The organism is Brevibacillus sp. GCM10020057, assembly GCF_042683565.1.
Classification (GTDB): Bacteria; Bacillota; Bacilli; order Brevibacillales; family Brevibacillaceae; genus Brevibacillus.
Genome location: NZ_JBHUJW010000041.1, coordinates 112,607 through 138,747, shown reverse-complemented (window position 1 = coordinate 138,747; position 26,141 = coordinate 112,607). Strand labels below are relative to the sequence as shown.

The window sequence follows — 26,141 nt, the reverse complement described above, 5'->3', positions numbered from 1 at the left end:
TGCACAGGAGCAGAGGTTTTGCCGTTTCTTCTATTTCCGGCTCAGGACGATGAACGTACCTGTGCCATGCGCGATCCGCTTGTCCCGCTCATCGTACACGCTGCCCTCCATGACGACGAGCGTCTGTCCGCGGTGCAGGAAGGTCGCTTCCGCCCGCAGACGCTCGCCTTTGCCGGGGCGCAAATAGTTCATTTTCAGCTCGGTCGTCACAGCGTATTGCTCCGGCGGGAGGGAGCGATTGATGAGCGAGCCCATCACCGAGTCGACCAATGTCGCCAGGATGCCGCCGTGCGCCGCGCCGCCCGAGTTGTGCATAAACACAGTCAGCGGGATCTCGAAGCGATAGGTGCGCTCGTCCACGAACTCTCCCTTCAGGCCGAGAAAGCCGGACAAAAAGGAGCTGCCCCGCTCGCGTCTCTGGCGAATGGCCTGCAGGGCGAGCGCGAGAATTTGCTGCTCTTCCTCGCTGCCCTCCTCCAAGATTCCTTTCAATTCCTCTATCATTTTGTTCACTCCAGCGCAAATAGAATCGATCTCTCTATTGTAGCCCAAACATCTCCATAATTCTATCTTTCCCCCGCTAGTCAAGGGCCGGAGCGGAGTTGCCTGCAAGCAAACCTGAACGAATGTTCAGACTTTTACGGTTGTTTCAATCCGTTAAGAAGTGATAAGATAGTTCAAAACTAAAGACAGGCATCACCTAATAGGAAGGGAGATTTTTCAATTGGCCAGACAACGCAGTGATATGATCAAAAAAGGATTTGACCGTGCGCCTCACCGCAGCTTGCTGCGTGCAGCCGGCGTCAAAGATGAAGATTTCGACAAACCGTTTATCGCGATTTGCAACTCCTATATCGACATCATTCCGGGTCACGTGCATTTGCAAGAATTCGGAAAGATCGTCAAAGAGGCCGTGCGTGCGGCAGGCATGGTGCCGTTTGAATTCAACACGATCGGAGTAGACGACGGAATCGCCATGGGCCACATCGGGATGCGCTACTCCCTCCCCAGCCGCGAAATTATCGCAGACAGCCTCGAGACCGTCGTCGCCGCTCACTGGTTCGACGGCATGATCTGTATTCCGAACTGTGACAAAATTACGCCGGGCATGATCATGGGCGCACTCCGCGTCAACATCCCAACCGTCTTCGTCACAGGCGGCCCGATGAAAGCGGGCAAGACGAGCGATGGCCGCTCCATTTCCCTGTCCTCCGTATTTGAAGGGGTCGGCGCGCATCAGGCGGGACTGATCGACGACAAGCAGTTGGCAGAGCTGGAGCAATACGGCTGTCCGACCTGCGGTTCCTGTTCCGGCATGTTTACCGCCAACTCGATGAACTGCCTGCTGGAAGCAATCGGACTGGCTCTCCCAGGCAACGGTACCGTACTCGCTGTCTCTCCGGAGCGTAAAGAGCTGGTCAAAGCATCGGCTGAAAAACTGAAACTGCTGATCGAACGCGACATCAAACCGCGCGACATCGTCACACTGGAAGCGATCGACGACGCATTCGCGCTGGACATGGCGATGGGCGGCTCCACCAACACCGTCCTGCATACGCTGGCGATCGCCCAGGAAGCCGGCATCGATTATCCGATCGAGCGCATCAACGAAGTGGCGAAGCGCGTTCCGCACATTTGCAAGCTGGCTCCGTCCTCCGCATACCATATCGAGGATTGCCATGAAGCAGGCGGCGTCTCTGCTGTATTGAAGGAAATTTCCCGAAAACCGGGCGCCATCCACCCCGACCGCATCACCGTCACCGGTCAGACGCTGGCCGAGAACATCGCAAATGCCGAGATCAAAAACGACCAGGTCATCCGCCGTCTGGAGAACCCGTACAGCGAATCTGGCGGCCTGTCCGTCCTGTTCGGCAATCTGGCGGAAAAAGGCGCGATCATCAAAACGGGCGGCGTCGATCCGTCCATCAAGCGCCACGAAGGGCCTGCGATCTGCTTCGACTCCCAGGATGAAGCCTTGGCGGGCATCGCATCCGGCAAAATCAAGCCGGGCCACGTCGTCGTCATCCGCTACGAAGGGCCAAAGGGCGGCCCAGGCATGCCGGAAATGCTGGCTCCTACCTCGCAGATCGTCGGGATGGGGCTGGGCAAGGAAGTAGCGCTCGTTACCGACGGACGCTTCTCCGGCGCTTCCCGCGGCATCAGCATCGGCCACGTATCGCCTGAAGCGGCTGAAGGCGGACCGATCGCCTTTATCCAGGACGGTGACATCATCTCCATCGACCTCGAGGAACGCTCCATCCAGCTGCATGTCGACGAAGCCGAACTGGCCCGCCGCGCAGAAGGCTGGAAGGAATTCGAGCCGAAAGTGAAAAACGGCTACCTGGCCCGCTACTCCAAACTGGTGACCAATGCAAGCACGGGCGCTGTTCTGAAATACTAAGCCAACAGCAAGCCCCCTTACTTACAGCGTAAGGGGGTTTTTGCGTGCCTTTTCATCGACTTCACCGCGCAAAAAGGGAGCCCCCCGTCTTTTTTCGGACGAGCGGGCTCCCGCACCTTGCAGCCAGCTTTCCGCATGAGCGGCGCTGACAGGATTTGCATGTTGTCCCATTCGCAACTATTGCAATCGCAAGACGTATTAGGAGAAAGAGATGTTCGTTACAGGACACGGCGCGCAGAGACGAAACGCTTCTCCCATGACGTTCCTTTGAACGCCGTGAAGGTCACTCCCGGCGCCCCGTAAGTATGCAGCAGTTTGTTGTTGCCGGCGTAGATGGCGACATGCGTAATTCGTTTGCTGGTCGTCGTCTTGCTGGCTTTGAAGAAGACCAGATCGCCTTTTTTCAGGTTGTTCTTGGAGACGCTGACACCCTTTTTCGCCTGGTCGCGGGATGTGCGCGGCAGCGATTTGCCGACCGCGACTTTGAACACCCGCTGCGTGAAAGAAGAGCAGTCGAATACTTTGGTTGTGGCGCTGCTTGCGCCGAATTTATAAGGTGTGCCCAAGTATTTTTTGCCTGTGTTGATGACTTTATCGGCTTTGGCTTGCGTCCAGGCTGCATGCGCTACATTTTGCTCTCCCGGAAGCGGAGCGACGATGGCCGTGAATCCAAGAGCCAGTCCCATCATGATGCCGACAATTCCCTTATGTAATTTCATGCTGTTCATCCTCCCTTTCAATCGTCTTGGAATCGGGGCAAGTTTGCTCCCGTTCCATTACGCATAAAAGCTTCTGCGAGCTTGTCCACGCTGCTCGCGGTTCCCTTTTGCAGGAAGCTTTTTGTATGCAAAGTTTGGCTGACCTCTCACTTGTTCTCTACTCTACCATCGCCTTTGGCTCCGTAATATTCCCAAATTATTTCCAATCCCGTACCCACTTCTGGATAAACTTTCTGCTTGACGCTCAAAAGCCTGATTTCAAAGGCATTCCGCAAATTTTCAGTTAATTTTTCTGCCAGAATGTACCTCGCAATTCAACCAAATTTATCCTCTGCATATCACGCCATTTCCGCGCTACATATGACTTATGACCTAGTTCCCTTTACAGAAAATCCCTTCCGGATGGCATGTGCGTTCTCTCCTGACTGGAAGCTCGTATCTCTCTCACCCTGCCATGCTTGCAACCTTGCAAGAGTCATCGTAAAGTAGATAGGAGTTCTTTATATAAGGAGGCACATATGCGACTGCGCAACATACCAGGTGCCGAATCGGCCCTGCGCGAATATCCGACGTTCGTAGACAATCCCGTATCCTTCAAGGGGCGGTGGAAGGAGCGGTTCGGGAACGACAATCCGATCCACGTCGAGATCGGCTGCGGAAAAGGACGCTTCATTAATACGCTGGCAGAGCGTTACCCCGATGTGAACTTCATCGCCGTGGAGTTGAAGGCAGAGGTCGTCCTGCGCGCGGCACAGCGCACCGAATACAGGGACATCCCCAATCTGGCATTCGTCCAGTTCAACGCCGCAGAATTGACCGACCTGTTCGACGATCACGAAATTTCCCGTCTGTACCTCAATTTCAGCGATCCGTGGCCGAAAACCCGCCACGCCAAACGCCGCCTGACCTACGCCAGCTTCCTGAACACGTATCGCCGGGTGCTGAAGCCGGATGGCGAAATTCATATGAAGACAGACAATGAAAAGCTGTTCGAGTTTTCGCTCAATCAGTTCGCCCAGGAGCGGTTCCAGCTGCGCAACATCACGTTCGACCTGCATCAGTCCAAGCTGGCGGAAGACAATGTGATGACGGAGTACGAGGAGCGTTTCTCATCCCGAGGCCAGCGCATTTATCGCTGCGAGGCGCACTGCAGCTTCTCCTGAAAACACGAAAAAAGGAAGCCTGGATGATGACCCGGCTTCCTTTTTTCGTGCTATTACATTTTCCTGTTTTTACACATCCCGCCTGCCGAACAAGCGCACTGCCAGCCACAACGCCGCCACCCCGTAGATGAGCGTATAAACCAGCATGGCATCGCTCGGCACCGAGGCACTGCCGAAAATGCCTTTAGATGCAAAGGAAATCGGGTCATCCGCCGTATCGAACAGGGCGATCGTCGCCTTGCGGAACATGGCGTCCGTCGGGAAGATCAGGCTGGAGATGATGCCGATGTTCACGAGCGACGTCTGTCCGATGATCGTGCCCAGCTGCTCGATAAACCCGCCGATGAAGCTGATTCCGTACAAAATGATGAGAACGATTCCTCCGGTTACAGTCGTCGTGACGCTGCTAAGCAGCAGAGAGACACAGACGAGAATGATCGGCATCAGCACGAAAAAGCCCGCTCCGGCCAGAACCTTTTCCATGCTGACTGGCACAGCCAGTGCGCCCCCGCCGACAAATTGATTGATTCCCAGCAAGCCGAAATACATGATCAGCGCGTAAATAACGAGCAGGCTGGCGAGCCCGCAAAACTTCCCGAGCAAATACGTGCGACGCGGCAGCGCCCGCGCCAGCCATGTGTCGATCTGATGGCTTTCAACCTCCGAGGCGATGCTCCCGACACTGCTCAAAATGGCAAGAAGAGCCGTAATGAACGAGCCGAAAAACAGCCCCATCCCCAGCATCTGCGTGGACAGAAAGCCTCGCTCCAGCCTGGACTGCGCATCACTTCCCAACGCTTCCCCCAATTCCCTGGACGCATACCAGGTCCCTACCCCGAACAGCAGCAAAAAGGCGAGCGACATCAGGATGGTGATCGTAAAAATGCGTTTGGAGATCATCTCCCTATACGTGATTTTCATGATCGGCCACATGCGCTTCCCCCTCCTTCCTTTGCACCCAGTACAAGAACACTTCCTCCAGTGACTGCCGCTTCCGCACGACTTCATGCACGGCGACTCCGCGCGCCAGCAAGGCTTCCAAAAGCTGCGGCACTCGCCCCTCGCCATCCAGCGTGACCAGCCATTGCTCCAGCTCCGCTTCGCTTTTGACCCGGCTCTTTTGCTGGACAAATGACGGCAGCTGCTCCAACGCAGCCTCACTGTCATTGCCCAGCGTCAGCTCGACCTGCGGCAGCACCGCGTTCAGCTTTTTCCACTCCCCGTGCACCACCAGCTCGCCGCGATGGATAATCCCGACATGATCGCAGACCGACTCCATCTCACTAAGCAGGTGGCTGTTGAGAAAGATCGTCTTGCCCTGATCCCGCAGTTCGGCAATCAGCTCGCGCACTTCTTTTCGCCCGATCGGGTCGAGGGCGGAGGTAGGCTCATCCAGAAAGATCAGCTCCGGGTCGGACAAGAGGGCGCAAGCAAGCCCGATCCGCTGCTGCATGCCTTTGGAATACCCGCGAATCCGTTCCTTTTCTCTCCCCGCAAGCCCTACCCGCGCCACGACATCGCGGATGACCGTTTTGCGCGTACTGCTGGACAAACCGCACAGCTCGGCATGGTGTTCGAGCAGCTGCTGACCTGTCAGCCAGTCCGGGTAACGGAACAGCTCCGGCAAATAGCCGACTTTCTGCCTCGATTCCACGCTGCCGATCGGCTCCCCGAGCATGACTCCCTTCCCGCCTGTCGGGTGCAGCAAGCCGAGCAGCGTTCGGACAAAGGTGCTCTTGCCCGCGCCATTTTGCCCCAGAAAACCGAATACGGAGCCTCTGGGCACTTGCAAGGTGACATTTTTGCAGCCGCCCCTGCCCTCGTATTGCTTGGACAATTCCCACGTCTCAATGACATAATCCGCCATAACTTCCGGCCCCCCTCCCAAAACGGGACGAAGCAGAGCGCCCCCAACCAGGCTGCTCTGCTCACCCGTTCGTTCTGACTTTATTCCATTTCTCCTGCGAGCTGCAGCAAGTCGTCGGCTTTCGTATCAGAGCCTTCCAGCATGTGGATGCGTCCGTCCTGCTGCCAGACGATCTGATTGTAATTCTCGCTCGTGCGAAGAATCGCGCTTGCGCCATGCACCCTAACTTCTTTCATCTTGCTGTCCTTGCCCGTCATGTAAGGCACAGGCAAGGTGTGCTGCCAATCCTTGATGCCAAGCATCTGCTTCTTCACATTGTCCGGGATGAACGGCAGGGAAAGAATGGTTTCGCGCAGCTGTTCGAGATCTACCCCTTCCGGCGCTTGCAGCTCGGGAGTATCCACGACCGTGTAATTCAGCCGTTCTTTTCCTTTGTTCAGCCAGATCGAATGCATCTCCGGCACTTTCAGCTCAAATGGCTTGCCGTCCAGCTTTTCATCGAATCGCTGATCGACCGCCAGCTGGGCGAGCAGCTTGTTGGCCTTCTCTACATTCACTTCCAGTTGGACGGTAAAGGCGGGTCTTACCTCGACGCTGTCGACGTCCAGCCCTTGCGGCAGCTTCGGCAGCTTCGGCAGCTTCACGCCCGCCTTTTCTGCGTCCTCGCGGCTGTCGTACATCCGGGCCTCCTTGTCTTTCTGTCCGTCTTCCTTGATCGAGATTTTGCCGATTCCTTTCAGCTCCATCTCGCCCGCTTTGCCGCTGGACATCCACGCTTCGACTTGCTGCAAATCGTCCTGCGTCACTTTCACAAATTCTACTTTATCCATCCGGAAAATAGACAGGAAGTCGCTCGCTGCCGCCTGCACCTGCGGGAAGGAGAGCGATACCGCCAGCACAGCTGCCGCCGAAGCGCCAGTCACCCATCTTTTCGTCGTCTTGTTCATGTTTTTCCAGCTCCTTTTTCTAACCTGCTTTTGCGCGGAGTGGGCCAGTGTCGAAGCGGTCCCGGCGTTCTGTCCCAGCCTGTCTGCAAATCGCTGCCAAGCTGCTTCCGTATCGACCTGGACCTGCTCGGCCCCGCGAAACAGCCCCTGCTCCATCGTCTCCCGTGTCCACGCATCGAGTGCGGACAGCTCTGCCATCAGCTGACGGCACTGTTCGCACTGGCTGACGTGCTCGCTGATTTGCAAGCTCGTCTCGCTGCTGCACTCCCCATCCAAATACGCCTGCATCAAGCCTGCATCCGCACAGTTCACCCTTTGCCCCCCTTTACAGAACGATACATGCTGCGAAACTTGCTCTTGGCCCGCGCCAGCAAGGTGCCTACCGAGCCGACCTGCGTTCCTGTCGCCTGCGCCAGCTCGGCATAGGCGAAGCCCGAATACTTCATGACGAGCAAGGTACGCTCCCTCTCGTCCAATTGCGCCAGAACGTCGCGCACATCCTGGATCGTCTCCTGGGCTAGCCACATCTCCTCCGTGGAAGGGGCGGCTGTTTCCTGCAACGCCCTTTCCCGCTCCTGCCGATCCTGTCTGCGCTTTTCCGCTCGCAAATGATTGCAGGCGGCGTTCACGGCAGCGCGGGACAGCCACGCCGGTATATGCTGGATGGCAGAGCGATCCGTATGATAAAAGGAGAGGAACACATCCTGCGCGATGTCTTCGGCTGTCTGTTGGTCTTTGACGATGCGCATGATCTGTCTCACTACGAAAGGGTAATAGGCGGTAAACAAGTCTCGAAAGGAATCCGCCTCCTTCGGGACCAGCATGGATTTCATCGCCAGCTTTGCCTGCACCTCCAATCGCTATCCCTCCAATCTGATGGCGTCACATCCGGTGCCGTCGGGTCCTTTCGCTTCCTTACATCTACTAGAAACCGCCGACCGTAATTTTGTGACAGCGCGGATAAACATTTATTCTTCCCAGTATCTGTCGCGGTTTTCCAAAAAGCGGCGCGTCAGCTGGTAATGGTCGGTGACCATCTTTTTTCCCTCCACCCTAACTTTTCCAACCACCCCGTCCGATACTTCCTAATAGGGGGGAGTATCGTGGACAAGGTTTCCTTTCTGCAGGAAAAAAGTACCTATCATATGAAATATCCCGATCAGAGCGATCTTTCCTTTTATCGGTGGTACACCGAGCAGCATCCGGACGAGGCGATTGGCTGGTATCACCTTGGGCGGGAGTATGCGGAGCGCGGCGAACAGGAGCAGGCCTTGTCTGCTCTGCGCCGGGCTCTGCACGCAAAGCCCGGCCCTTACTACAACGAAGCACGGGAGGCGTACCAGGCGCTGCTTCGCGAGCGCAAGCAGCAGGAATGGCGGAGCAAAACGCGCCGGCTGCTCGCCACCCTGCTTTTTCTCTACTTTCAGTTTGCCTTTTCTCCGTCTCCCTTGACAGAGCCTGGCCCGGCCGCCGCTACGACTGCCCCCGTCTCCCCGGCTATCTCCAAAGAGCAGCCGCATGTGGAGGTCATCGCAGTCCCCGCGCAGCTCGGTGCGGATCAGCTCAAGGATCAGGTGCGGCAATACGTGGAAAACCGCCGCCCGTCACTCTCTCAGCCTTATTCTGTCATCGTCGTGCCAGAAGTCGCGGGAGCTCCGCTGTTTACGCCGCTGCTCTTTTACCAGCCCGCGAACGTCATGGGAGTGCTGCGGTATCATCCGCTCAACCGAACCGTCATCAGCCAGACGTGGTTCCCGCGTCCGGGAGCCTACCCGCAAGATTCGCTGCTTCGTCCCGCCCGCACCGCCCTGGGACAGGAACAGCAGGTGCTCGAACACGTCTTGCTCTTGCGCAACGCCCTGTACCGCTTTTACCAGCAAAAAGGCAGCCTGCCGGACAGCCTTTCCCAGCTTGCGGGAGCCTACCCCGGCAACTATTTGCCCCAGGTCCCTGCGCCTCCTGCCGGGCTCGGACTGAAGAGTTACCTGTACCGTCCCGCGTCTTTCCGTCCGGAAGCCGCCTGGGCCAGCCTCCGCGACGTCTTGCCGCTGCCGGGCTATCCGGAGCCGCTCGTCCCGCTGGAGCCGCTGCAGATCCGGATCGCGGAAGCCACGTATACGATGCGGCTCATGAGCGGCTCACAAGTCGTGCGCAGTTACCCGATCGGGATCGGCAAAGACGGTCTGTCTCCCGAAGGCTACTTTACCATTTTGCAAAAGATCAACCATCCTCGCGGGCACGACAATATCTACGGCACCAGAGGCATGGTGTTTGAGAGCAGCGGGTACGCCATTCACGGCACCAACCACCCGGAGAGCATCGGCGCCTCCCTCTCGCTCGGCTGCATACGCATGCTCAATGCCGCTGTCGAGGAGCTGTACTCCTTCGTCTCGCTCGGAACGGAGGTCATTGCCACCGATGCCCCGGTCCAGACCTTGGCGTGGAGCAATCCCGCCCCGCTCATCCTGCCGGCGCGTCCCGCGGAAGAAACACCCCAGGTAGTCTACCGCTGGCTGCATTGACGCAATTCACATCAGTGAAGACGCATAAGGCTCGCAAATCGTTACGCTCCATTCTTTTCCGGGCGGAGCATCCTCTCTTCCCTCTCTCCCGCTCGCGAGCAAAACAAAAAGCGCGCTCCCCGAGGAACGCGCTTTTGTTCGTACATTTATTTTTCTTCCAATTGGCTTATCGTCTTTTCTTCCGGCTTCCAATGATCGAGCACTTTTCCCTGCAATACCTTGCCTTTGATGAATTCGACCTGCTGCTCGGTAAAATCACGAGTCCACTCGATTCCCAATTCTTCCGCCAGCCTCACGACAGTCAACAGTTCTGACCAAGCGACATAGCGCTTGTACCAGAAAAACTGCGGCTGCTCGTTCATGTATGGGTAGAGATCGTCAAAATCGGTGTGTTTGCAGTCGAGAGCTCGCTCAAAATTCACTTTGGCTTGGCGCAGTTGTTCCAAAAAGAATGCGGGTAAATCCTTTTGTGCGTAGTCAGACATGGACTGTCCCCCCTTGTCTCCCGATTTATAGGTATTGTACCACGCGGAAGAAGATGTGCAAATAGGTGAAACTGTTTGAGTTGTTTATCTTATTCCCGCTTCTAGCCGTTGGTGCCGCCCTGATTCGGGGTTTGGCCGTTTTGGTCTGGCGGCGGCGGAAGCTCGATCCCTTGGGATGGCGGCGTTTGCTGGTCTCCACCCGGGTTCACGATATCTGGTGGAGGAGCGGGCGTCTCTCCCGGATTCGTTCCGTTTCCGCCATTTGCCGGATTCTGGCCGTTGGACTGTCCGTTCTGCCCGCCATTTCCGCCAGTTTCCGAAGCAGGCGGCTGTTGATCCGTGCTTCCTTCTTGTGCATCGGGCTGCCCGCTTTCCTGGTTGCCATTGTCGGCATCCTCTCCTGCATTGAGCAGGTTTTCCAGCTGCTTCGTGTTGATTTCCGCAATGTTGGACGGCATCTCTTCCTGTCCGTCGGCATTGCGGGGAACGACGACGTAGCGATAAGGTGTCGGACTGTCCAGCTCGTCGACAAAGGCCATTTCCTTCAGACCGGAAGCGATCTGTTGACGATCCCCGTTCGGGAGGACACGGTATACGTCATAGGTGTAATCCGGCGATCCGCCAATCCAGCTGAGGACTGCTTTCAGCTTGCCGTTGTCGAGCGTCATATCGGCAGCCAGCTGCAGCGGCGGCTCGGTCTGTTCCTGCTCTTGCTCTTTTTGCACTCCGCCCGGCGGCTCGAAGTCGCGGGCTTTTACCCCTTTCAGACCTTCCGCCAGCACTTTGGAGAACATCTGGGCGGTCAAGCTGCTGCCCTGGCGCATCAGGTGCTGTTTGTCCTCGGGGTCAAAGCCCATCCAGACGGCCCCGACGTATTCGGGGGTATAGCCGACGAACCAGGCGTCCTTGTTGACATCGCTGCCGCCCGCAATCGATTGGGTCGTTCCGGTCTTCCCTGCCACATGGCGGCCGGAAATGCGCGCGGCCTTCCCGGTCCCTTCCTGGACGGCGCGCACGAGCATGGTGTGAACTTCCCAGGCGGACTGCGGCTTCAGCACTTCCGTCTGCTTCGGTTCGTACACGCGCTCGATGCCGATGGTCTTGTTGGTCAGCTTCGTGATCGAATGCGCTTCGGACATCACCCCGCCGTTGGCGAAAGCCGTATACGCCTGCGCCATTTTCAGCGGTGAAGTCCCTTTGCTAAGTCCCCCCAGCGCGATGGCCAGGTTGCGGTCTTCCGGCGCGAGGTCGATGCCGAATTTTTCCAGATATTTGATCCCCGTGTTGACGCCAATCTCGTTCAACAGCCAGACCGCCGGCACGTTGAGCGACTCGATCAAGGCGCGGTTCATGCTGACGGACTTGCTGTACTGGTTGTTGTAGTTGCGCGGCTCATAGCCGTTAAAGCTCTGGCGCTCGTTGCTAAGGGACGAGTTGGATTCCCACTTTCCCGGGTCAGTATCGATCGCCGGCGCGTACACGGCCAGCGGCTTGAACGACGACCCCGGCTGACGCTGCATGTCGGTCGCGTAGTTGAAGCCTTTGGGCGCGTAATGACGGCCGCCCATCATCCCGGCGATTCCGCCGTTTTTGGCATCGACGACGATCATCGCCGACTCCACGCCCCGTTGTGCTCCGTCTTTCGGAAAGTTTTTCGCGTTGGCATACTGTTCGATCATCGCGTCCTGCAACTTCGGATCAAAGGTCGTATACACTTCCCAGCCGCCGCGGTACAGCTCTTCTTCGCTCACGCCGTATTTGGCTTCCGCCTCTTCGAGCATGTGATCGAAGAACGCCCGGTAGCCTTTTTTCAGGCTGGCCCCCGCCACTTCCGTCGGCGCTGTCGGCAGCGGTTCTGCCTGCGCTTCATTCTTTTGCGCTTCGGTGATGATGCCTTGCTCATACATCAGCCGGATGACCGTGTCGCGGCGAAGCTTTGCCTGCTCCGGGTTGTTGAATGGCGAATAGGTCGTCGGCGCTTTCGGGATCGCGGCCAGCATGGCGGCTTCCGCAATCGAGAACTTCTCGTCCGATACGGAGTGGCCAAAGTAGTAATTCGCCGCGTCCTCCACCCCGAATTCCCCTTCGCCCAGGTAGACGCGGTTCAGGTACATTTCGAGGATCTGGTCCTTGGAATACTTGCGCTCCAGGCCGATGGCAATGCTCATTTCTTTCGTCTTCCGCCAAAATGTCTGGTCAAGGCTGAGGAATACGTTCCTCGCCAGTTGTTGGGTGATCGTGCTGCCTCCCTCCGCCAGTGATCCTTTGCGGATGTCATTGAGGATGGCGCCGCCGATCCGGATCATGTCCACGCCTTTGTGCTCGAAAAAGCGTTTGTCCTCGACGGCGAGAAAGGCGTTGACGAGCATTTTCGGCATTTCGTTGATCGGTTTGTATTCACGGTTTTTTTGACGGATCAGGCTCGTCATTTCTTTCCCATTCTTGTCGTAGATGACCGTTGGTTCTGCTTTCAGGTCTTTCAGTTTCTGTTCATTTTCTTCAATCATCCGATCTCCAGCGTACAACAGGGCAAAATACCCTCCGATGACACTGAGGACCAGGAAGATTGCAAACGATGCGGCAATCATCAGCAAGTTGCTTTTTTTCTTCCTGACTTTTTTCTTGGCCTTTGTTGCCATTGCTTACCTCCTGGTTTCTCGCTCCCCCACACATGTTATAGACGGTTACTTTTGAAAAAAGTTTCTGGCCTTTGGCACGTGTCTATCATTCCACACTCGCTGCGGTTTGTCATCAGGAAACCTGGGATGGCGGAAAAAATCTGGAGTGGGCGGCCGCATTTGCCTGCCTTAAATTGGCGCAGTGCGGCACCTCTCCTGTCAATGGTTCCTATACTACCACCGTTTTGCCTGTTTGTGGCTTCATAGTACTGGAAAAAGCCTATCTCCCGAATCCGGAAGATAGGCCGTTTCTTCAATATAGGGGATATGGGTCGTCACTTGAGCAGCTTTTCTGCCTCTGCCACGACGTTTTCCACGGTGAAGCCGTATTCCTTCATGATGCGCTCGCCTGGGGCGGATGCGCCGAAGTGGTTGATGGCGATCACCGTGCCGCTATCTCCCGCGTAGCGCTCCCAACCGAGCGGAGAGCCCATTTCCACGGCTACACGCGCCTTGACGGTCGGTGGAATGACGGAATCGCGATATTCCTTGCTCTGGCGCTCGAACAGGTTCCAGCTTGGCATGGACACGACGCGCGTCTCGATGCCGCGGGATTGCAGCTGTTCACGGGCTTGCATGACGAGGGAGACCTCGGAGCCGGTCGCGAGCAGGATGAGCTGCGGGTTGCCGCTCGGAGCGTCTGCCAGCACGTACGCTCCTTTGGTGACGCCTTCTGCCGCTTTCTCGATCGTCTCCGGCAGGACAGGCAGGTTTTGGCGAGTGAGCACGAGCACCACTGGCTCGTCCGTGCGGGACACGGCGTATTTCCACGCCTCGTTCGTCTCGACGGCATCCGCCGGGCGCAAAACCGTCAAGCCAGGCATGGCGCGCAAGGAAGCGAGCTGTTCGATCGGCTCGTGCGTCGGTCCGTCTTCGCCAACAGCGATGGAATCATGCGTAAACACGTACACGACCGGTTGCTTCATCAGCGCGGACAAACGGATCGCCGGACGGACGTAGTCGGAGAACACGAAGAACGTACCGCCGTATACTTTCACGCCACCGTGCAAAGCCATCCCGTTCAGGGCAGCACCCATCGCAAATTCGCGGACACCGAACCAGATGTTGCGGCCGTCGTAGCTGCCCGGCAGGAAGTTGCCTGCTTCTTTGATCACGGTGTTGTTGGAGTGAGCCAGGTCGGCAGAACCGCCCAGGAAGAACGGAATCGTGCCCGCCAGCGCGTTGATCGCATTGCCGGACGCGACGCGCGTAGCCAGCTTGGCTCCCGCTTCGTACTTCGGCATGTTGCTGTCCCAGCCTGCAGGCAGTTCACCCTCTGCGGCTGTCTGGAATTGCTGCGCCAGCTCCGGATACGCTTTGGCGTATGCCGCAAACAGGTCGCGCCATGCCGCTTCCGCCTTTCCCCCTTGCTCCGCCAGCTTCGCGTAAAACTCGGCTACTTCATCCGGTACGTGGAATTCGCTTTCGTGGTTCCAGCCGTAGTTTTGCTTGGTCAGCTTCACTTCTTCCTTGCCCAGCGGCGCACCGTGGGATGCGTTGGAGCCGCCTTTGTTCGGACTGCCGTAGCCGATGACGGTTTTAACTTCGATCAAGGTCGGCCGGTCCAGATCCTGTTTGGCCTCGGCGATCGCCTTTTCGATCGCTGCCAGGTCATTGCCGTCTTCCACGCGCAAATATTGCCAGCCGTACGCCTGATAACGCTGCGCCACATTTTCCGAGAATGAGCGGGAGAGCTCGCCGTCGAGGGAGATGTCGTTGGAATCGTAGAGCACGATCATTTTGCCCAGCTTCAGATGTGCCGCCAGGGAAGACGCCTCGCTCGACACGCCTTCCATCAGGTCGCCGTCGCCGCAGATGACGTACGTGTAGTGGTTCACGATGTCGAAGTTGTCGCGGTTGTACACGGCTGCCAGATGCTTTTCCGCCATTGCCATCCCGACTGCCATCGCAATTCCCTGGCCCAGCGGACCTGTCGTCGCATCGACGCCCGGTGTGTGGCCGAATTCCGGGTGACCCGGCGTTTTGCTGCCCCACTGGCGGAAGTTATGTAAGTCTTCCAGAGAAACATCGTATTTCATCAGATGCAACATCGAGTATAATAGCATTGAGCCGTGTCCTGCCGAGAGGACGAACCGGTCGCGGTCGATCCATTTCGGATTGCCCGGATTTACTTTCATGAAGCGGCTCCACAGGACATGCGCCATCGGAGCTGCCCCCATCGGCATGCCTGGATGGCCGGAATTGGCCTTTTCGATCGCATCGATCGCCAATGTGCGGATCGTATTAATCGACAGTTGATCAACAGACGTTTGCTGAGTCATCTCGCTAAATCCCCCTTGCTTTTTGGAAAACAGTTTTGTGTGTACAGCTCAACGGATGAAACATACTGCCCAATTATAGCATAGTTCCCCCCATACAAGCATGTCTGCTCGTGAAATTAGGAGGCACACCTTCATGACATCTACCATCTATCTGATTATCGGAATCGTTCTTGCCCTGGCAGGGTTCGGCATGCTGTTTTCGGCCATGGCGAGCTCTCCCGCATTGAAAAAAAACCGCGAAAAACTCCGCAAGAAAGCTGCGGAAAATCACCGTCCCGAGAAAGGCTGAAAAACGGCTCGGCAGCTTAATCACAGCTCGCATCCGGATTGCTGCGGCACTTGGGCAGCAATCGTCTGTTTCGCACTCGCACAAACATGCGAAAGCCCCTGCGCGATTCTTCACTTCCTGCAGGGGCTTATTCGTACTCGCTTCTTTTTTCGTTTCCCGCGGCTCCTTCTTCAGAGGGGAGCCAGCCCCCCGTCCGCCGCAGTTGCCGTACCAGCACGTACAGTACCGCGATACAGAGGAGGCCCGTCAACGAGATTTTGCTGTAGGGGTAGATCGCTGCCTGGAGCAGATCCACCTTGTCAGACAGCCAGTAGCCCGCAAAAAAATAATGGGCGGTCCATAGGAAGCTGCTCGGCAAAACGTACAGCAGGCAGCGGCGCAAGTCAAACCGGTGGACACCTGCCCAAAAGGGAAGCAGGTGTCGCGCGACGGGAAAGAACACCCCAAGGCACAGCATCCACCCTGCAAAAGGGATGCGAAATGGTGTGTGCCCGCTCCCTCTGCCAGGGTGGAAATTGGACCGAAGCACTCCCCCGACCAGCGCGCCCAGCAAGTAGCAAGCGGTCAGCACCAGCGCTACGGCGGCGTATGCGGCGGCAAACGACTGTCCGATGTGCATGGCGGATTGCGCCGCTTCTGCTCCTGCGGTCAACACGACGAGCTCATCCGGTATCAGCTTCCCTGTCATTGCCTCGACCACCGCGATGAAAGCGGCAAACGATCCTGCTGGCTCCACGATTGATCCCTCCTCCGGCTGCCTTGCATTCATGCTACCGGAGAAACCTTTCAAAAAGGGAGAGAAAGATTTAAGAATTTCTAAAGGATTTCTGAATAATTTCTGAACGAAAAAAACGTGCTTACCGCCACCGCTCCTGCCATGGTCAGCAAACACGTTCATCCGCTCATCGCTCTTCTGCCTTGCGCTTGCTGCGCACAGCAGACATCGCCTCCAGAAACTCTTCCCTGTCAATGACATTCAATTCGTACATCTCCCGTATCTCATCCTCGATCAGGAGCAGATCCCCCTCGGGGTCCCCTGTATAAACAAACAGGCCAAAGCGGTGCAGAAACGCTTTTAAGTCGAAATCACTCGGGCGAGCATTCACTGTTCTCCCTCCAGATCGGTTTCCATCCTGGCGAGGACGGCATCGTAGTCAAACTCGACAGCAAAGCCGGTAATCACGATGATCTTCGCGCTCGGATACGCTTCTTGCCACGCCCCCTCTTCTTCCGGTTTCAACCCGACGATATAGAGCGGATCTGTTGACAGGAGCGGATCGGCCATGCAGAGCTGCAAAAACTCTCGCGTACGCTCCTGCTCGTGCGCTGCGTTCAGCACCAGCACAGCGCGATTTACCTCGCCCAACTTGCGCGCTTTAGCCAGCTGCTCGAACGTTTTCGCCGTCGGGACCAGCGCGTTCACCTCGGGGAAACGGTCGAGAATCTCATCCAGCCAGTCGTCTTCTTGCCAGGCCAGGTAGTATAGCATTGCGGTAGACATGTTGATAAACACCTCATGAATATATACTTGACAACTTTCAGTGCAATTCTTTTTCTTTTCTATTATAGCACGCAAGGGAAGAGCCTGACCATTTCGCTCGCTTGACTTCGCCCCACCCTTCACGTAAGGTGGAAAATGCAAGCAATGTTTCTGGCAATCTGATTCTGTGTGAAAAGAGGTATCTTCCATGAATAAGAAGCACCTTGCCCTCTTGTTCTTGATTGCTTTTCTCACCATGCTGGGCTTTGGCATCATCATTCCGATCCTGCCGTACTTTGCGGAAAGGCTGGGCGCATCATCCTTGCAAATAGGCGTTCTCTTTGCCAGCTACAATATCATGCAGCTGGTGTTTGCTCCCGTCTGGGGGGCGCTCTCGGATCGCATCGGGCGAAAGCCGCTCGTGGCCTTCGGATTGCTCGGTTTTTCCATCACGTTTATCCTGTTTGGATTGGCCGAGAGTTATTCCGCCATGCTGTTTTACCGGATCGTCGGCGGGATCGTCTCCGCCGCAGCCATGCCTACGGTAACGGCGATGGTCGCGGACCTGTTTCCGCCGGAAGAGCGCGCCAAAGGCATGGGCGTGATCGGCGCGGGCACCGGCCTCAGCTTTGTCTTCGGTCCCGTCATCGGCGGACTGTTGAGCGGATACGGATTCGCAGTGCCCTTTTTCGCGTCCGGGTTCGTCGCCCTGCTCACCTTCTTCGTGATCCTGTTCGCCCTGCCGGAGAGTCTGCCGCCCGAAAAGCGGACGGGACAAGCCAGGCAGCGCAAGGGAAATCCGCTCGTTTCCCTGTTTGGCTCCCTGTCCTTGCTGTACGCCATCCTGTTCGTCGTCTCGTTCGCCTTTTCCGGGCTGGAGACGACGTTCGCCCTGTACATCAACGATTTGTACGGCTTTACCTCCAGAGACCTGGGTTACATGTTCCTCGTCATGGGCATCATCGCCGCCATGGTGCAGGGCGGATTGATCGGCAGAATGGTCAAGAAAATGGGGGAAGCGGCTGTTTTGACACTGGGGATCGTATTGTACGGCATCGGCTTTTTCGCCATCCCGCTGTCTGGCAACTTTTGGGTGCTGGCCCTGATCCTCTCCCTCTTTGGGGCCGGGCAAGGCATGATCCGCGCGACGGCGACTGCAATGATCACGCACCGCACGACCCAAGGGCAAGGCGTCACGACAGGGGCAATCAGCTCGATGGACAGCCTGGGACGCATTCTCGGCCCGCTCGCAGGCGGCGCCGTATACCAGTTCACCTCCAGCGGCCCGTTCCTCTTGGGCGGCGCGCTGATGGTGGTCATCCTGCTCTGGTTCCGCACCAGCTACAAGCGTTTGCCGGAGCCGAGCGCGCAGGCGTAATGGCACCGAACAAAAAAGGGGCTGTCCCGAAGCCGTAAAAACGGCTGAGGGACGCCCTCTGCTTTTCTCGACCCGTTATGTACAATGAAGTTCCAAATTGTTGACAGACATATCACTCATTTTTTCGTTCTTTTTCCGATGAGACTACAAGAATTGCTGAACCCATGGATGCTGTATGGTGATTGAATCGAAAATCTGTACTTGCTGCGGGAACGGATTGAAGTTATGTAATCGATTCGCTCTTATCACATTTTGAAAGTACTGTTCGGCTTCACTTAAACTAAATTTGTCTAATTTAACTCCAAGTAACAGTAATTGCGCAAAATTGAGCACAATCTTTTTGCCATTGGTTTCTTCGCTAATTTTCTTTCGAGCATCACCATCATCGCTAATAATTCCATCTATCCCCAACCCAACTGAATACGCATAACACTCAAGTTCCCCTGGGTCTAGAACTGCTCGCATTTCTTTTTTTACTCGTTGTAGTTCCTTTCTATCATGATCAGACATGGATGCCCATTTATCCGCTGTTCTTTTTACCCAATTCCCTTCGTTCAAGTAATAAAATAATTGGGTATGCACACCTCTTAGTTTAAGTTCTTCTTCTACTTTTGGCGGAATGTAGATTTCTTCAATGACTGCTGGTACAAGAACACGAAAGATATTACCATGAATTATGTGAACGAGGACATCTGTGTCTGAAACTACGATAGATTTATTCAAGATAACCACTTCCGTCTTCAGGAATCTCAAGTGATAAACCGAGGAGTCCTTCTAAGTGTTTAACCTTCTTTCTGGTCAGTCTGTGGTGTCGAATATTGTCTGTTAGTGCTTGCATAAATTTAGCGGGTATCCTAGAAGTAGGCAGCGGGGAAATCAGTTGAATTGGATATCCTGCTTCTCTTGTCACCTTTATTAGACGCTCAGGATCATCTTTCGTACTGTACTCTTTAAACGATTCGTGTTGCTTATCTGATAAAATCATAAATTTATTTAGCATTCTAATGGTTTGACGGAAGCTAAGCTGAAAATGATGTTGAATTCGGATAATATCTGAAATGGTTACGCGCGAAAAATCAGCAATGTTGTAGTCTAACATATATTTTGCGACTGCTTCTTCCGGCATAAGAAAATAATCGGCAAATTTAAACGCAAAGTATTCTAATACCTTCATTTGATGAGCCTTTTCTTCTTCCGGAATTTCCTTCCACTTTTTCACTGTTTCCAAATCACGCAACAAGTGACAATATTCGTGAGCCATTGTGTAAAGTTGTCTGCCTAAACTTTCGCTGGCATTTACAAAGATGGCTTTCTTTTGGCTGAAGATACGGACAAATCCTGCTGTTCCTAGATTTTTTATCTGAAATACCAGGATTCCTTCCCTTTCAAGCGTGTGTATAATATCTAAAGGTTCATGAATGGAAATTCCAAGCCGATCACGTGTCTGCTTCGCGAATTCTCTCGCACTTAACTGGATGTTCAACTTCAAAGCATCTGTCAATTCAACAGGCCCTTCTGGTCGATTAAACATAGCTGACACCACCGCCTCTATGCTTACGATACAGCTCTTCTTGTGCAATCAATTCCATGTATATATTATCCGACCAATCAAGAAGTTGTTCTTCAACCCCATCCTCATCCTCTCCAGAACGGAACAAGATAACTCCTTCTAGTTCGGTATCATCATCTTTCAGAAGTTCCTCCACCTCTAACCCTAAAAAATTGCAGATTAGCTGCGCATCTGTAAGCAAGCAAGCTGTTCGTCCTGATTCAATATTTGCATAACGATCACGTGTCATATTAATATTTTGCGCAACAAACTCCTGCGTAAAAGATAGGTCCACACGTGCTTGGCGAATGCGCTTCCCTATTACTACATCCCTTGATTTTGACATAACTGCCCACTCCTTTGAGAACTGGCTACTCTTATTATACACCATAATTACACAAACCTTAATGTCTTAGTGTAATATCTACACGGAAGATATGGGGGATTCTGCATAATTATCAATCGGTATAACCTCCCCAAAGTTCCCCCGCTCCACCTGTTAAAAAAAGAGCGGCTGGCTGCTTTTTCTTTCGACAGCCTGCCACTCTTTTCTGTTTCATCCCCTCCGGTATTTCTGCGGAAGCAGATCTATGAGCCAGATTTTGTGGGCTGAAATGGCCACTCCCAGCGCAATCGCTTCCGCACACACCGCGACTCTCCAGATAACCTTACACCTCCTGCAGTGCAAACCAAGACTGATACAGCATTTCAATCTGATGCTGGAGCTGCTCGCTTTGTGCTTGCCACTCGAGCAGCTGCTCGTAGCCGCTTTCTTCCGTAGTAAGACGTGCCAGCACTTCGTCACGCTCCCGCTCCAGCTTCGCAATTTTCTGCTCCAGCTCCGCCAGCTTGTATGGATTGGGGCGCCTTGGCTCTTCGGCCAGCCGGGGAACTGCCGCTGCTTCAACCGGATGCGGCTCGGCCTTACTCCCCTCCGCTTTCGCCTTGCTGCTTAGCCGCTGTTTGCGCTTCTCCCGCGCTTCCTCGTACGTGCCGACATCGTGGACGAGCCGCCCGTCCTCCACCCAGAACACGCCATCCACCATTTTTTGCAGGAAAAAGCGGTCATGGGAGACGATCAAAAGCGAGCCTTTGAAATCAGCCAGGGCTTCCTCCAGCGTCTCCCTCGACTCGATGTCCAGATGGTTGGTCGGTTCGTCCAGCACGAGCAGATTGATCTTTTGGTGCATCAGTTGGGCCAGCCGCAGGCGCATGCGCTCTCCACCGCTCAGTTGGTCGACCTTTTTAAACACATGCTCCCCGTAAAACAGGAACCGCGCCAGCAGATGACGCGCCTGTGCCTCCGTGACCTGCGCGACGTCCCGGAACAGGTCGATGACGCGCCTGCTCTGATCCCCCTCCAGTGGCTGCTGGGACAAGTAGCCGACCTTGACGCTGCTGCCGATTTTCACTGTGCCCGCGTCCGGCTCAATCTCGCCGAGCAGCATGCGGATCAATGTGGACTTGCCGCAGCCGTTCGGGCCGAGCAGCGCCTTGCGCTCGCCGTACCGCAGCAAAAGCTCTGCGTCCGCGAACAAGGTCTTGTCGCCGTAAGCCTTGTGCACACCGGATGCGACCAGCACGTCCTGCCCGCTGCGCTCCGTTTTTTGAATGGCGAGCTCCATCCGCTCCGCCTTCAGCCGCGGCCTGTCGATGCGCTCCATGCGTGCCAACGCTTTTTCCATGCTCTTGGCCCGGCGGTGAAAGGCTTCGTTCGGCGGATTGGAGCGGTTGCCCCACTCCTTGAGCCGCTTGATCGCCTCCTGCATCTTCCTGATCTTCTTCTGCTGTTCCTGATAAGCGGCGAACTGCCGGAGCAAACGTTCCTCGCGCTCCTTGACGAACGCGCTGTAATTGCCGATGTACGATTCCGCTTCGCCGCCATCGACGTGGAAGATAGACGTGACGACGGCATCGAGGAAGTAACGGTCATGGGAAATGATCAGGACGGTGCCCGGGTAGTCCCGCAAAAACTGCTCCAGCCACTCCATCGACCAGGCGTCGAGGTGGTTTGTCGGCTCGTCGAGCAGCAGCACGTCACTGCGCTGGCACAGCAGTTTGGCAAGGCCGATCTTCGTTTTCTCCCCGCCGCTCAAGAGGGCAAACGGCGTTGCCAGCAGTTCGTCGGAAATACCCAGCCCTTGGGTGACCTGCGTCATTTTCGTCTCCCACTGATAGCCGTCCCGCTGCTCGAAGTCCTCCTGAAGCCTCTGGTAGCGATTCATCAGCCTCTCCAACGCATCCGCTGCTTCGGACACCTGCGCCATTTGCTGCTCGAGGCTGCGCATCTCCTCCTGCAGCCGAAGCACGTCGGCAAACGCGCTTGCGATGACGTCGCGCGCCAGCCACTCCCTGGGATAGTCTGGCGTCTGCGGCAAATACGCCCAGACGCTGCCTTTTGCCCGGTATAACTCGCCTGCATCCGGGGGTTCGATGCCGGCCAGCAGCTTGAACAACGTCGTCTTTCCTGCGCCATTCGGCCCGACGATGCCGACCCGCTCGCCCGCCTTGATCTCGATGGTGATGTCTTGCAAAACAAGATTTGCCCCGTACGATTTTTGTATATGTTGCGTTGCAGCTACGATCATGTTTTCTTCCTCCCTGGATTGGGCGGCACAACCGAGCGGAAGCAGATGAAAAAAGCCGCAGGCCTGCGCCCGCGGCATCACGAAGAGAGTAAACCATTGTGACAGCTTCTGCCGCCTTTGGTCCGTCTCTGTCAAGTCAGCTTGAACTGGCAAACTGTGTCCGCTCGATGCATGGTACGCCTCTGGTATGTCCGTTCCGTTGTATGGCGAAAAATGGGCAGACTGATCCCGTTGTATGCCACATCATGTGTCATACTGGTAACTTCTACCACAAACCACGCGTGAACGGCTCCAGCCATGTACCTGCACCTCCATCCAGGAAAATTTTTACTTATCCTTCACTATACAGCAAAAGGAGGCAAATCTCAACCGCCTCCTGCCAAAAAGGGATACTCGCCTACTGCTGCGTCGCAAATAGCGGCTTGTTCGTATCGGCATCGAGGAAGACGACCGTCGTATAGGGCGGCACAACCGCTTTCGCCACGATATACGGATACGTGATCGCCTGGGTGTACATCCTGCCAGGCTCGGGTTTGGTCAGCTTGACGTAAACGTACAGCTGCTCCCAGCTCCACGCGGTATGCGTCACCTTCAAGCCGTAGCCCGGGTTCGGCGATTCGCCGCGAGCGATGACATACAGGTCCCCCTGGCGGTAAATGCCCTGCTTTTTCCGGACGGAATCGACAAACGCCTGTTGTTCCTGCGTCAGGTTGTCATGCGTCAGCAGGGTGAAGCCGCCCTCATACTTTGCGGCCATGATTTCCACCGCCTTCTTCCCGGCGTTCCACGCAATGGTGCCGCCTGCCTGTTCGACGAGCCAGCGAAGGGGCAGGTAGATTTGTCCGTTTTGCACGATGGCCCCTTGTCCGGTCTCGCTCCATTTCCCGTTCACCGCCACCCTCCCGTCGCCAAGCGAAAAGGTAAACGCCTGCTGCGCATGCAGCTTCAGGGTGCCGCTTCCCGCAGACAGCGTCCAGTCTCCTTGCATGATCCGGCTCGCGTCTTCTGCGGCTACGTACGTCCGCTGGTTGACCAGAATCGGCGAATTTTTCAGTGTCATCTGCTCGCCATCCACGTACACGGTTGCCGCAGCTGAAGATGCAGCAGGCGCCGCAGCTGCCGGCCAAGCCGCCAGAAGCTGCATCCCGAGCGCGGCGGCAATCAAGCATTTGCCCTTCATGGTCATTCCTCCATTAAAGTGTACGGAACTTTTGTTGTTTCTATCTTGTTAGACTTGCAATTGCCGTTATTCGTTTCACAGGTCCCATGAGAAAACCCGATTTCCGCACGCGGCGTAAATCGGGTCGAAATCTCGCTTGTTCAATGCAAAAACCAGTTGCCCATAAACACGACTGCCGGGATCGTCAACATCGCCAGCAAGGTCGAGAACACCGTCGTCATGGCGCCCATTTCTTCGTCGCCCTTGTAGCGGCCGAACAGGATGGAGGCGAGCGTCAGCGTCGGCATCGCGACCTGCACGAGCGTCACGCTGGAGATGTCCCTGTCGACGGCAAACACGGACAACAGGAAAGCCGTCAAGAGCGGAAAAACAAACAGCTTCATCGCGATCGGCATACTGAGCAGCGGCAAGTTCACCTGCGATTTGCCACGCAAAAACATCGGCAACAGCATCCCGATGTACATCATAGCGAGCGGGGATGCGAGCTTGGACAGCGTCCCGAACAGCTGCTTGACCGGATCGGGAGGCGCGAAGCCGACCAGCGCGGAGCCGAGCCCAAGGATAATGGCGATCATCGGAATGTTGATGATCGTCTTCAAGCTTTTAAGCGAAAACGCCCCTCTGTCCTGCAGCATCATCACCGCGACCGTCCAGAGAACAACGTCCACTCCGGCGTCAAAGATCGCCGCTAGGAGCGCGCCTTTGGGACCAAACAGTGCTGCGCACAGCGGAAGCCCGATGAAGCCGGTGTTGCCCAGGCCAGACAGGATGGCGATCTCCCGGCGCTTTTTGGAAGACAGCGGCAACGTCCGCGCACCTGTCCAGCCAATCAGGATTCCGAAACAGTTCAAAAGAATGGAAATGACGAATATTGAGAAAATTTGCCCCAACGTCCGGCTGTCAATCGGCGTCCGGAAGATCCCGTCCAAAATGATGCACGGCATCGCCACGTTGACGATGATCGTAATGACGAGCTGGCGAGATTCGGCGGTCAGCGGCTGGCGGTACCCGATCAGGCTGCCGATGCCGATGATGGCGGCCATAATCAGGATAGACTGTGTCAACGTCTGAAATTCCATACTGCCCTCCCGCTACATTTGGACTGGCAGCCATTCCAGCCCGGAAGGCTCCCCTTTGTCGCATGTCCGCAATATATCTCCGCACAACGGGACGGCCATCTCCAGCGGTACACACCAGGAGAGGGGGAACGTCACTTCATTGCCTTCTATGACCAACGAAGACATGACGCCGGTATGCTTGTCCGCTGCGAGAACGAAGTGCTGCTCGGCCGGCTCGTGTTCTTTCCACTGAACGAGAACCTTGCCGTTATTTCCGCCAGCTACGACCAGATCGACGTGATCGCCGTATGCGGCGTGAACCAGCGTGCGCGAGGTGCCGTTCAGCTGTGCGATCTCCTTTAATACCTCGTGCCAGGCGACATGCTTTTTCTCAAGGCCGCTTTCATCTGTATAAAGACGCCAGTCATTCAACATATTGTTTTGACTCCTTTTTCATCTGCTCGTACAAGTGGCAAGCTCATGTGATTCGTACTCATTGTACGCTTCTTCGCCGGGAAGCTCAACCCAAAACCTGAAACGCGATCAAACATGACATAGCCTGACGCTGCATGGTGTATCCTAACGAGGAAAGCTGTGCGGAAATCAATTCTTATAATACAAATCGGATTTAATACTTTTGCAATTGACAAACCGTATTTCCGCCACTAATATGAATCAGTGAAATTCAAACACACAAAGGGGAGCATCTACATGAAAAAGCTTCTTTTCTCCGCATTAATCTCAAGCATGTTACTGGGTATTGTAGGCTGCGGCACTTCCGGCTCCGGTTCGGCATCCCAGCCCAATAATGCCACACCTCCAGCTGACCAGACTGCTGCGCAAAGCCTTTTGGACAAAGTCAAGGCAGAGAAAAAGCTGGTGATCGGAACCGAGGGTACATACTCGCCGTTCACGTTCCACGATGCATCCGGCAAGCTGACCGGCTATGACGTCGAAGTCGTGACAGAAGTAGCGAAGCGCCTTGGAGTAGAGCCTGTGTTCCAGGAAACCCAGTGGGACGCGATGTTTGCAGGTCTCGATTCCAAACGCTTTGACGTGATCGCCAACCAGGTGGGCGTTCGTCCGGACCGCCAGGAAAAATACGATTTCTCCAAGCCTTACTCCTTCTCCCACGCGGTTCTGGTGACCAACAAAAGCAATACGACTGTGAAAGACTTCAAAGACATCAAAGGTCTGAAAGCAGCCCAATCGATGACCAGCAACTACGCAGACATGGCGCGGTCGAACGGTGCGGAAATCGTCGGCGTCGAAGGTTTCAACCAGGCAGTCGATTTGATCGCAACGAACCGTGCCGACGTCACGCTGAACGACAATCTCAGCGTCCTCGACTACCTGAAGCAAAAGCCGGACACGCCCATTCAGATCGTAGCCAAAAACGAGGAAGGTCAACCGTCTGCATTCATGTTCCGCAAAGGCAGCACCGATCTGGCAGATGCCATGAGCAAGGCGCTGGATGACATGCGTCAGGACGGAACGCTCAAGAAAATCTCGGAAAAATGGTTTGGCGAAGATATTTCGCAATAACCGATTGACA

The 26,141-nt window shown here is 55.5% G+C and carries 25 protein-coding genes; 6 read left to right on the top strand and 19 right to left on the bottom strand.

Annotated elements, in window-relative coordinates; genetic code table 11:
* Nucleotides 1–30 precede the first annotated feature (30 nt).
* Nucleotides 31–504 carry a PaaI family thioesterase gene (locus ACFSO0_RS12640; protein ID WP_376880745.1) on the bottom strand — a complete coding sequence of 158 codons (474 nt, stop codon included), beginning with the start codon at nucleotides 502–504 and terminating at the stop codon, nucleotides 31–33.
* Between the two features lie 220 nt (nucleotides 505–724).
* On the opposite strand from ACFSO0_RS12640, the gene ilvD reads away from it, so the two are divergent.
* Nucleotides 725–2,401: a dihydroxy-acid dehydratase gene (ilvD, locus tag ACFSO0_RS12635; RefSeq protein WP_376880743.1), complete on the top strand. Its 1,677-nt coding sequence runs from the start codon at nucleotides 725–727 to the stop codon at nucleotides 2,399–2,401.
* A 218-nt stretch (nucleotides 2,402–2,619) separates the two neighbouring features.
* On the opposite strand, the gene ACFSO0_RS12630 is transcribed toward ilvD, so the two are convergent.
* Nucleotides 2,620–3,120, bottom strand: coding sequence for a C40 family peptidase (locus ACFSO0_RS12630; RefSeq protein WP_376880741.1), 501 nt, complete (start codon nucleotides 3,118–3,120; stop codon nucleotides 2,620–2,622).
* Nucleotides 3,121–3,638: 518 nt separating this feature from the next.
* On the opposite strand from ACFSO0_RS12630, the gene trmB reads away from it, so the two are divergent.
* Complete coding sequence (gene trmB, locus ACFSO0_RS12625; protein ID WP_376880738.1) at nucleotides 3,639–4,283, top strand: tRNA (guanosine(46)-N7)-methyltransferase TrmB; 645 nt, start codon at nucleotides 3,639–3,641, stop codon at nucleotides 4,281–4,283.
* A 69-nt stretch (nucleotides 4,284–4,352) separates the two neighbouring features.
* Here trmB and ACFSO0_RS12620 read toward each other — a convergent pair whose 3' ends face one another.
* The 4 genes from ACFSO0_RS12620 to ACFSO0_RS12605 all read right to left on the bottom strand — a co-directional run bounded on the left by ACFSO0_RS12620 (nucleotide 4,353) and on the right by ACFSO0_RS12605 (nucleotide 7,948).
* Nucleotides 4,353–5,216: an ABC transporter permease gene (locus tag ACFSO0_RS12620; protein WP_376880735.1), complete on the bottom strand. Its 864-nt coding sequence runs from the start codon at nucleotides 5,214–5,216 to the stop codon at nucleotides 4,353–4,355.
* Entirely contained in the window at nucleotides 5,188–6,150 is a 963-nt protein-coding gene (locus ACFSO0_RS12615) for an ATP-binding cassette domain-containing protein (protein ID WP_376880733.1), read from the bottom strand. The genes ACFSO0_RS12620 and ACFSO0_RS12615 overlap by 29 nt, the downstream gene beginning before the upstream one ends.
* Nucleotides 6,151–6,230: 80 nt before the next feature.
* The gene (locus tag ACFSO0_RS12610; RefSeq protein ID WP_376880730.1) at nucleotides 6,231–7,409 is read right to left on the bottom strand and encodes an anti-sigma factor family protein; all 1,179 of its coding nucleotides are present in this window, start codon (nucleotides 7,407–7,409) and stop codon (nucleotides 6,231–6,233) included.
* Nucleotides 7,406–7,948: an RNA polymerase sigma factor SigX gene (locus ACFSO0_RS12605; RefSeq protein ID WP_376881063.1), complete on the bottom strand. Its 543-nt coding sequence runs from the start codon at nucleotides 7,946–7,948 to the stop codon at nucleotides 7,406–7,408. The genes ACFSO0_RS12610 and ACFSO0_RS12605 overlap by 4 nt, the downstream gene beginning before the upstream one ends.
* A gap of 252 nt (nucleotides 7,949–8,200) precedes the next feature.
* Here ACFSO0_RS12605 and ACFSO0_RS12600 point away from each other — a divergent pair, with 252 nt between their 5' ends.
* Nucleotides 8,201–9,619: a L,D-transpeptidase family protein gene (locus tag ACFSO0_RS12600; protein WP_376880728.1), complete on the top strand. Its 1,419-nt coding sequence runs from the start codon at nucleotides 8,201–8,203 to the stop codon at nucleotides 9,617–9,619.
* Between the two features lie 146 nt (nucleotides 9,620–9,765).
* Here ACFSO0_RS12600 and ACFSO0_RS12595 read toward each other — a convergent pair whose 3' ends face one another.
* The 3 genes from ACFSO0_RS12595 to tkt form a co-directional block, all read right to left on the bottom strand.
* Complete coding sequence (locus ACFSO0_RS12595) at nucleotides 9,766–10,104, bottom strand: hypothetical protein (RefSeq protein WP_376880725.1); 339 nt, start codon at nucleotides 10,102–10,104, stop codon at nucleotides 9,766–9,768.
* Nucleotides 10,105–10,205: 101 nt separating this feature from the next.
* Entirely contained in the window at nucleotides 10,206–12,743 is a 2,538-nt protein-coding gene (locus ACFSO0_RS12590; RefSeq protein WP_376880723.1) for a PBP1A family penicillin-binding protein, read from the bottom strand.
* 314 nt (nucleotides 12,744–13,057) lie between these two features.
* The gene (gene tkt / locus ACFSO0_RS12585; protein WP_376880721.1) at nucleotides 13,058–15,064 is read right to left on the bottom strand and encodes a transketolase; all 2,007 of its coding nucleotides are present in this window, start codon (nucleotides 15,062–15,064) and stop codon (nucleotides 13,058–13,060) included.
* Between the two features lie 133 nt (nucleotides 15,065–15,197).
* Between tkt and ACFSO0_RS12580 the strand changes: the two genes are divergently transcribed.
* Nucleotides 15,198–15,353 carry a hypothetical protein gene (locus tag ACFSO0_RS12580; protein WP_376880718.1) on the top strand — a complete coding sequence of 52 codons (156 nt, stop codon included), beginning with the start codon at nucleotides 15,198–15,200 and terminating at the stop codon, nucleotides 15,351–15,353.
* A gap of 127 nt (nucleotides 15,354–15,480) precedes the next feature.
* On the opposite strand, the gene ACFSO0_RS12575 is transcribed toward ACFSO0_RS12580, so the two are convergent.
* The 3 genes from ACFSO0_RS12575 to ACFSO0_RS12565 form a co-directional block, all read right to left on the bottom strand.
* The gene (locus tag ACFSO0_RS12575; protein ID WP_376880715.1) at nucleotides 15,481–16,089 is read right to left on the bottom strand and encodes a DedA family protein; all 609 of its coding nucleotides are present in this window, start codon (nucleotides 16,087–16,089) and stop codon (nucleotides 15,481–15,483) included.
* Nucleotides 16,090–16,255: 166 nt separating this feature from the next.
* The gene (locus ACFSO0_RS12570; RefSeq protein WP_376880713.1) at nucleotides 16,256–16,459 is read right to left on the bottom strand and encodes a YqgQ family protein; all 204 of its coding nucleotides are present in this window, start codon (nucleotides 16,457–16,459) and stop codon (nucleotides 16,256–16,258) included.
* Nucleotides 16,456–16,854, bottom strand: coding sequence for a hypothetical protein (locus tag ACFSO0_RS12565; RefSeq protein WP_376880710.1), 399 nt, complete (start codon nucleotides 16,852–16,854; stop codon nucleotides 16,456–16,458). The genes ACFSO0_RS12570 and ACFSO0_RS12565 overlap by 4 nt, the downstream gene beginning before the upstream one ends.
* Before the next feature lie 187 nt (nucleotides 16,855–17,041).
* Between ACFSO0_RS12565 and ACFSO0_RS12560 the strand changes: the two genes are divergently transcribed.
* Nucleotides 17,042–18,211: an MFS transporter gene (locus tag ACFSO0_RS12560; RefSeq protein ID WP_376880707.1), complete on the top strand. Its 1,170-nt coding sequence runs from the start codon at nucleotides 17,042–17,044 to the stop codon at nucleotides 18,209–18,211.
* Between the two features lie 144 nt (nucleotides 18,212–18,355).
* Here ACFSO0_RS12560 and ACFSO0_RS12555 read toward each other — a convergent pair whose 3' ends face one another.
* From ACFSO0_RS12555 to ACFSO0_RS12525, 7 genes are all read right to left on the bottom strand, one after another.
* A complete protein-coding gene (locus ACFSO0_RS12555; RefSeq protein WP_376880704.1) occupies nucleotides 18,356–18,934 on the bottom strand; it encodes a PIN domain-containing protein in 579 nt (192 codons plus the stop codon).
* Nucleotides 18,927–19,742 (bottom strand): ImmA/IrrE family metallo-endopeptidase, encoded by an 816-nt coding sequence (locus tag ACFSO0_RS12550; RefSeq protein WP_376880702.1) that lies wholly within the window; start codon nucleotides 19,740–19,742, stop codon nucleotides 18,927–18,929. The genes ACFSO0_RS12555 and ACFSO0_RS12550 overlap by 8 nt, the downstream gene beginning before the upstream one ends.
* Nucleotides 19,735–20,106, bottom strand: a complete 372-nt coding sequence (locus tag ACFSO0_RS12545; protein ID WP_376880699.1) for a helix-turn-helix domain-containing protein — start codon at nucleotides 20,104–20,106, stop codon at nucleotides 19,735–19,737. Before ACFSO0_RS12545 ends, ACFSO0_RS12550 begins: the two co-directional genes overlap by 8 nt.
* Nucleotides 20,107–20,428: 322 nt before the next feature.
* Nucleotides 20,429–22,348, bottom strand: a complete 1,920-nt coding sequence (abc-f, locus tag ACFSO0_RS12540; RefSeq protein ID WP_376880697.1) for a ribosomal protection-like ABC-F family protein — start codon at nucleotides 22,346–22,348, stop codon at nucleotides 20,429–20,431.
* A gap of 397 nt (nucleotides 22,349–22,745) precedes the next feature.
* Nucleotides 22,746–23,528 carry a stalk domain-containing protein gene (locus tag ACFSO0_RS12535; RefSeq protein WP_376880694.1) on the bottom strand — a complete coding sequence of 261 codons (783 nt, stop codon included), beginning with the start codon at nucleotides 23,526–23,528 and terminating at the stop codon, nucleotides 22,746–22,748.
* 140 nt (nucleotides 23,529–23,668) lie between these two features.
* The gene (locus ACFSO0_RS12530) at nucleotides 23,669–24,607 is read right to left on the bottom strand and encodes an AEC family transporter (protein ID WP_376880692.1); all 939 of its coding nucleotides are present in this window, start codon (nucleotides 24,605–24,607) and stop codon (nucleotides 23,669–23,671) included.
* A gap of 12 nt (nucleotides 24,608–24,619) precedes the next feature.
* Nucleotides 24,620–25,021 (bottom strand): hypothetical protein, encoded by a 402-nt coding sequence (locus ACFSO0_RS12525; RefSeq protein WP_376880689.1) that lies wholly within the window; start codon nucleotides 25,019–25,021, stop codon nucleotides 24,620–24,622.
* Nucleotides 25,022–25,297: 276 nt separating this feature from the next.
* Between ACFSO0_RS12525 and ACFSO0_RS12520 the strand changes: the two genes are divergently transcribed.
* Nucleotides 25,298–26,131, top strand: a complete 834-nt coding sequence (locus ACFSO0_RS12520; RefSeq protein ID WP_376880686.1) for an amino acid ABC transporter substrate-binding protein — start codon at nucleotides 25,298–25,300, stop codon at nucleotides 26,129–26,131.
* Nucleotides 26,132–26,141: the final 10 nt, after the last annotated feature.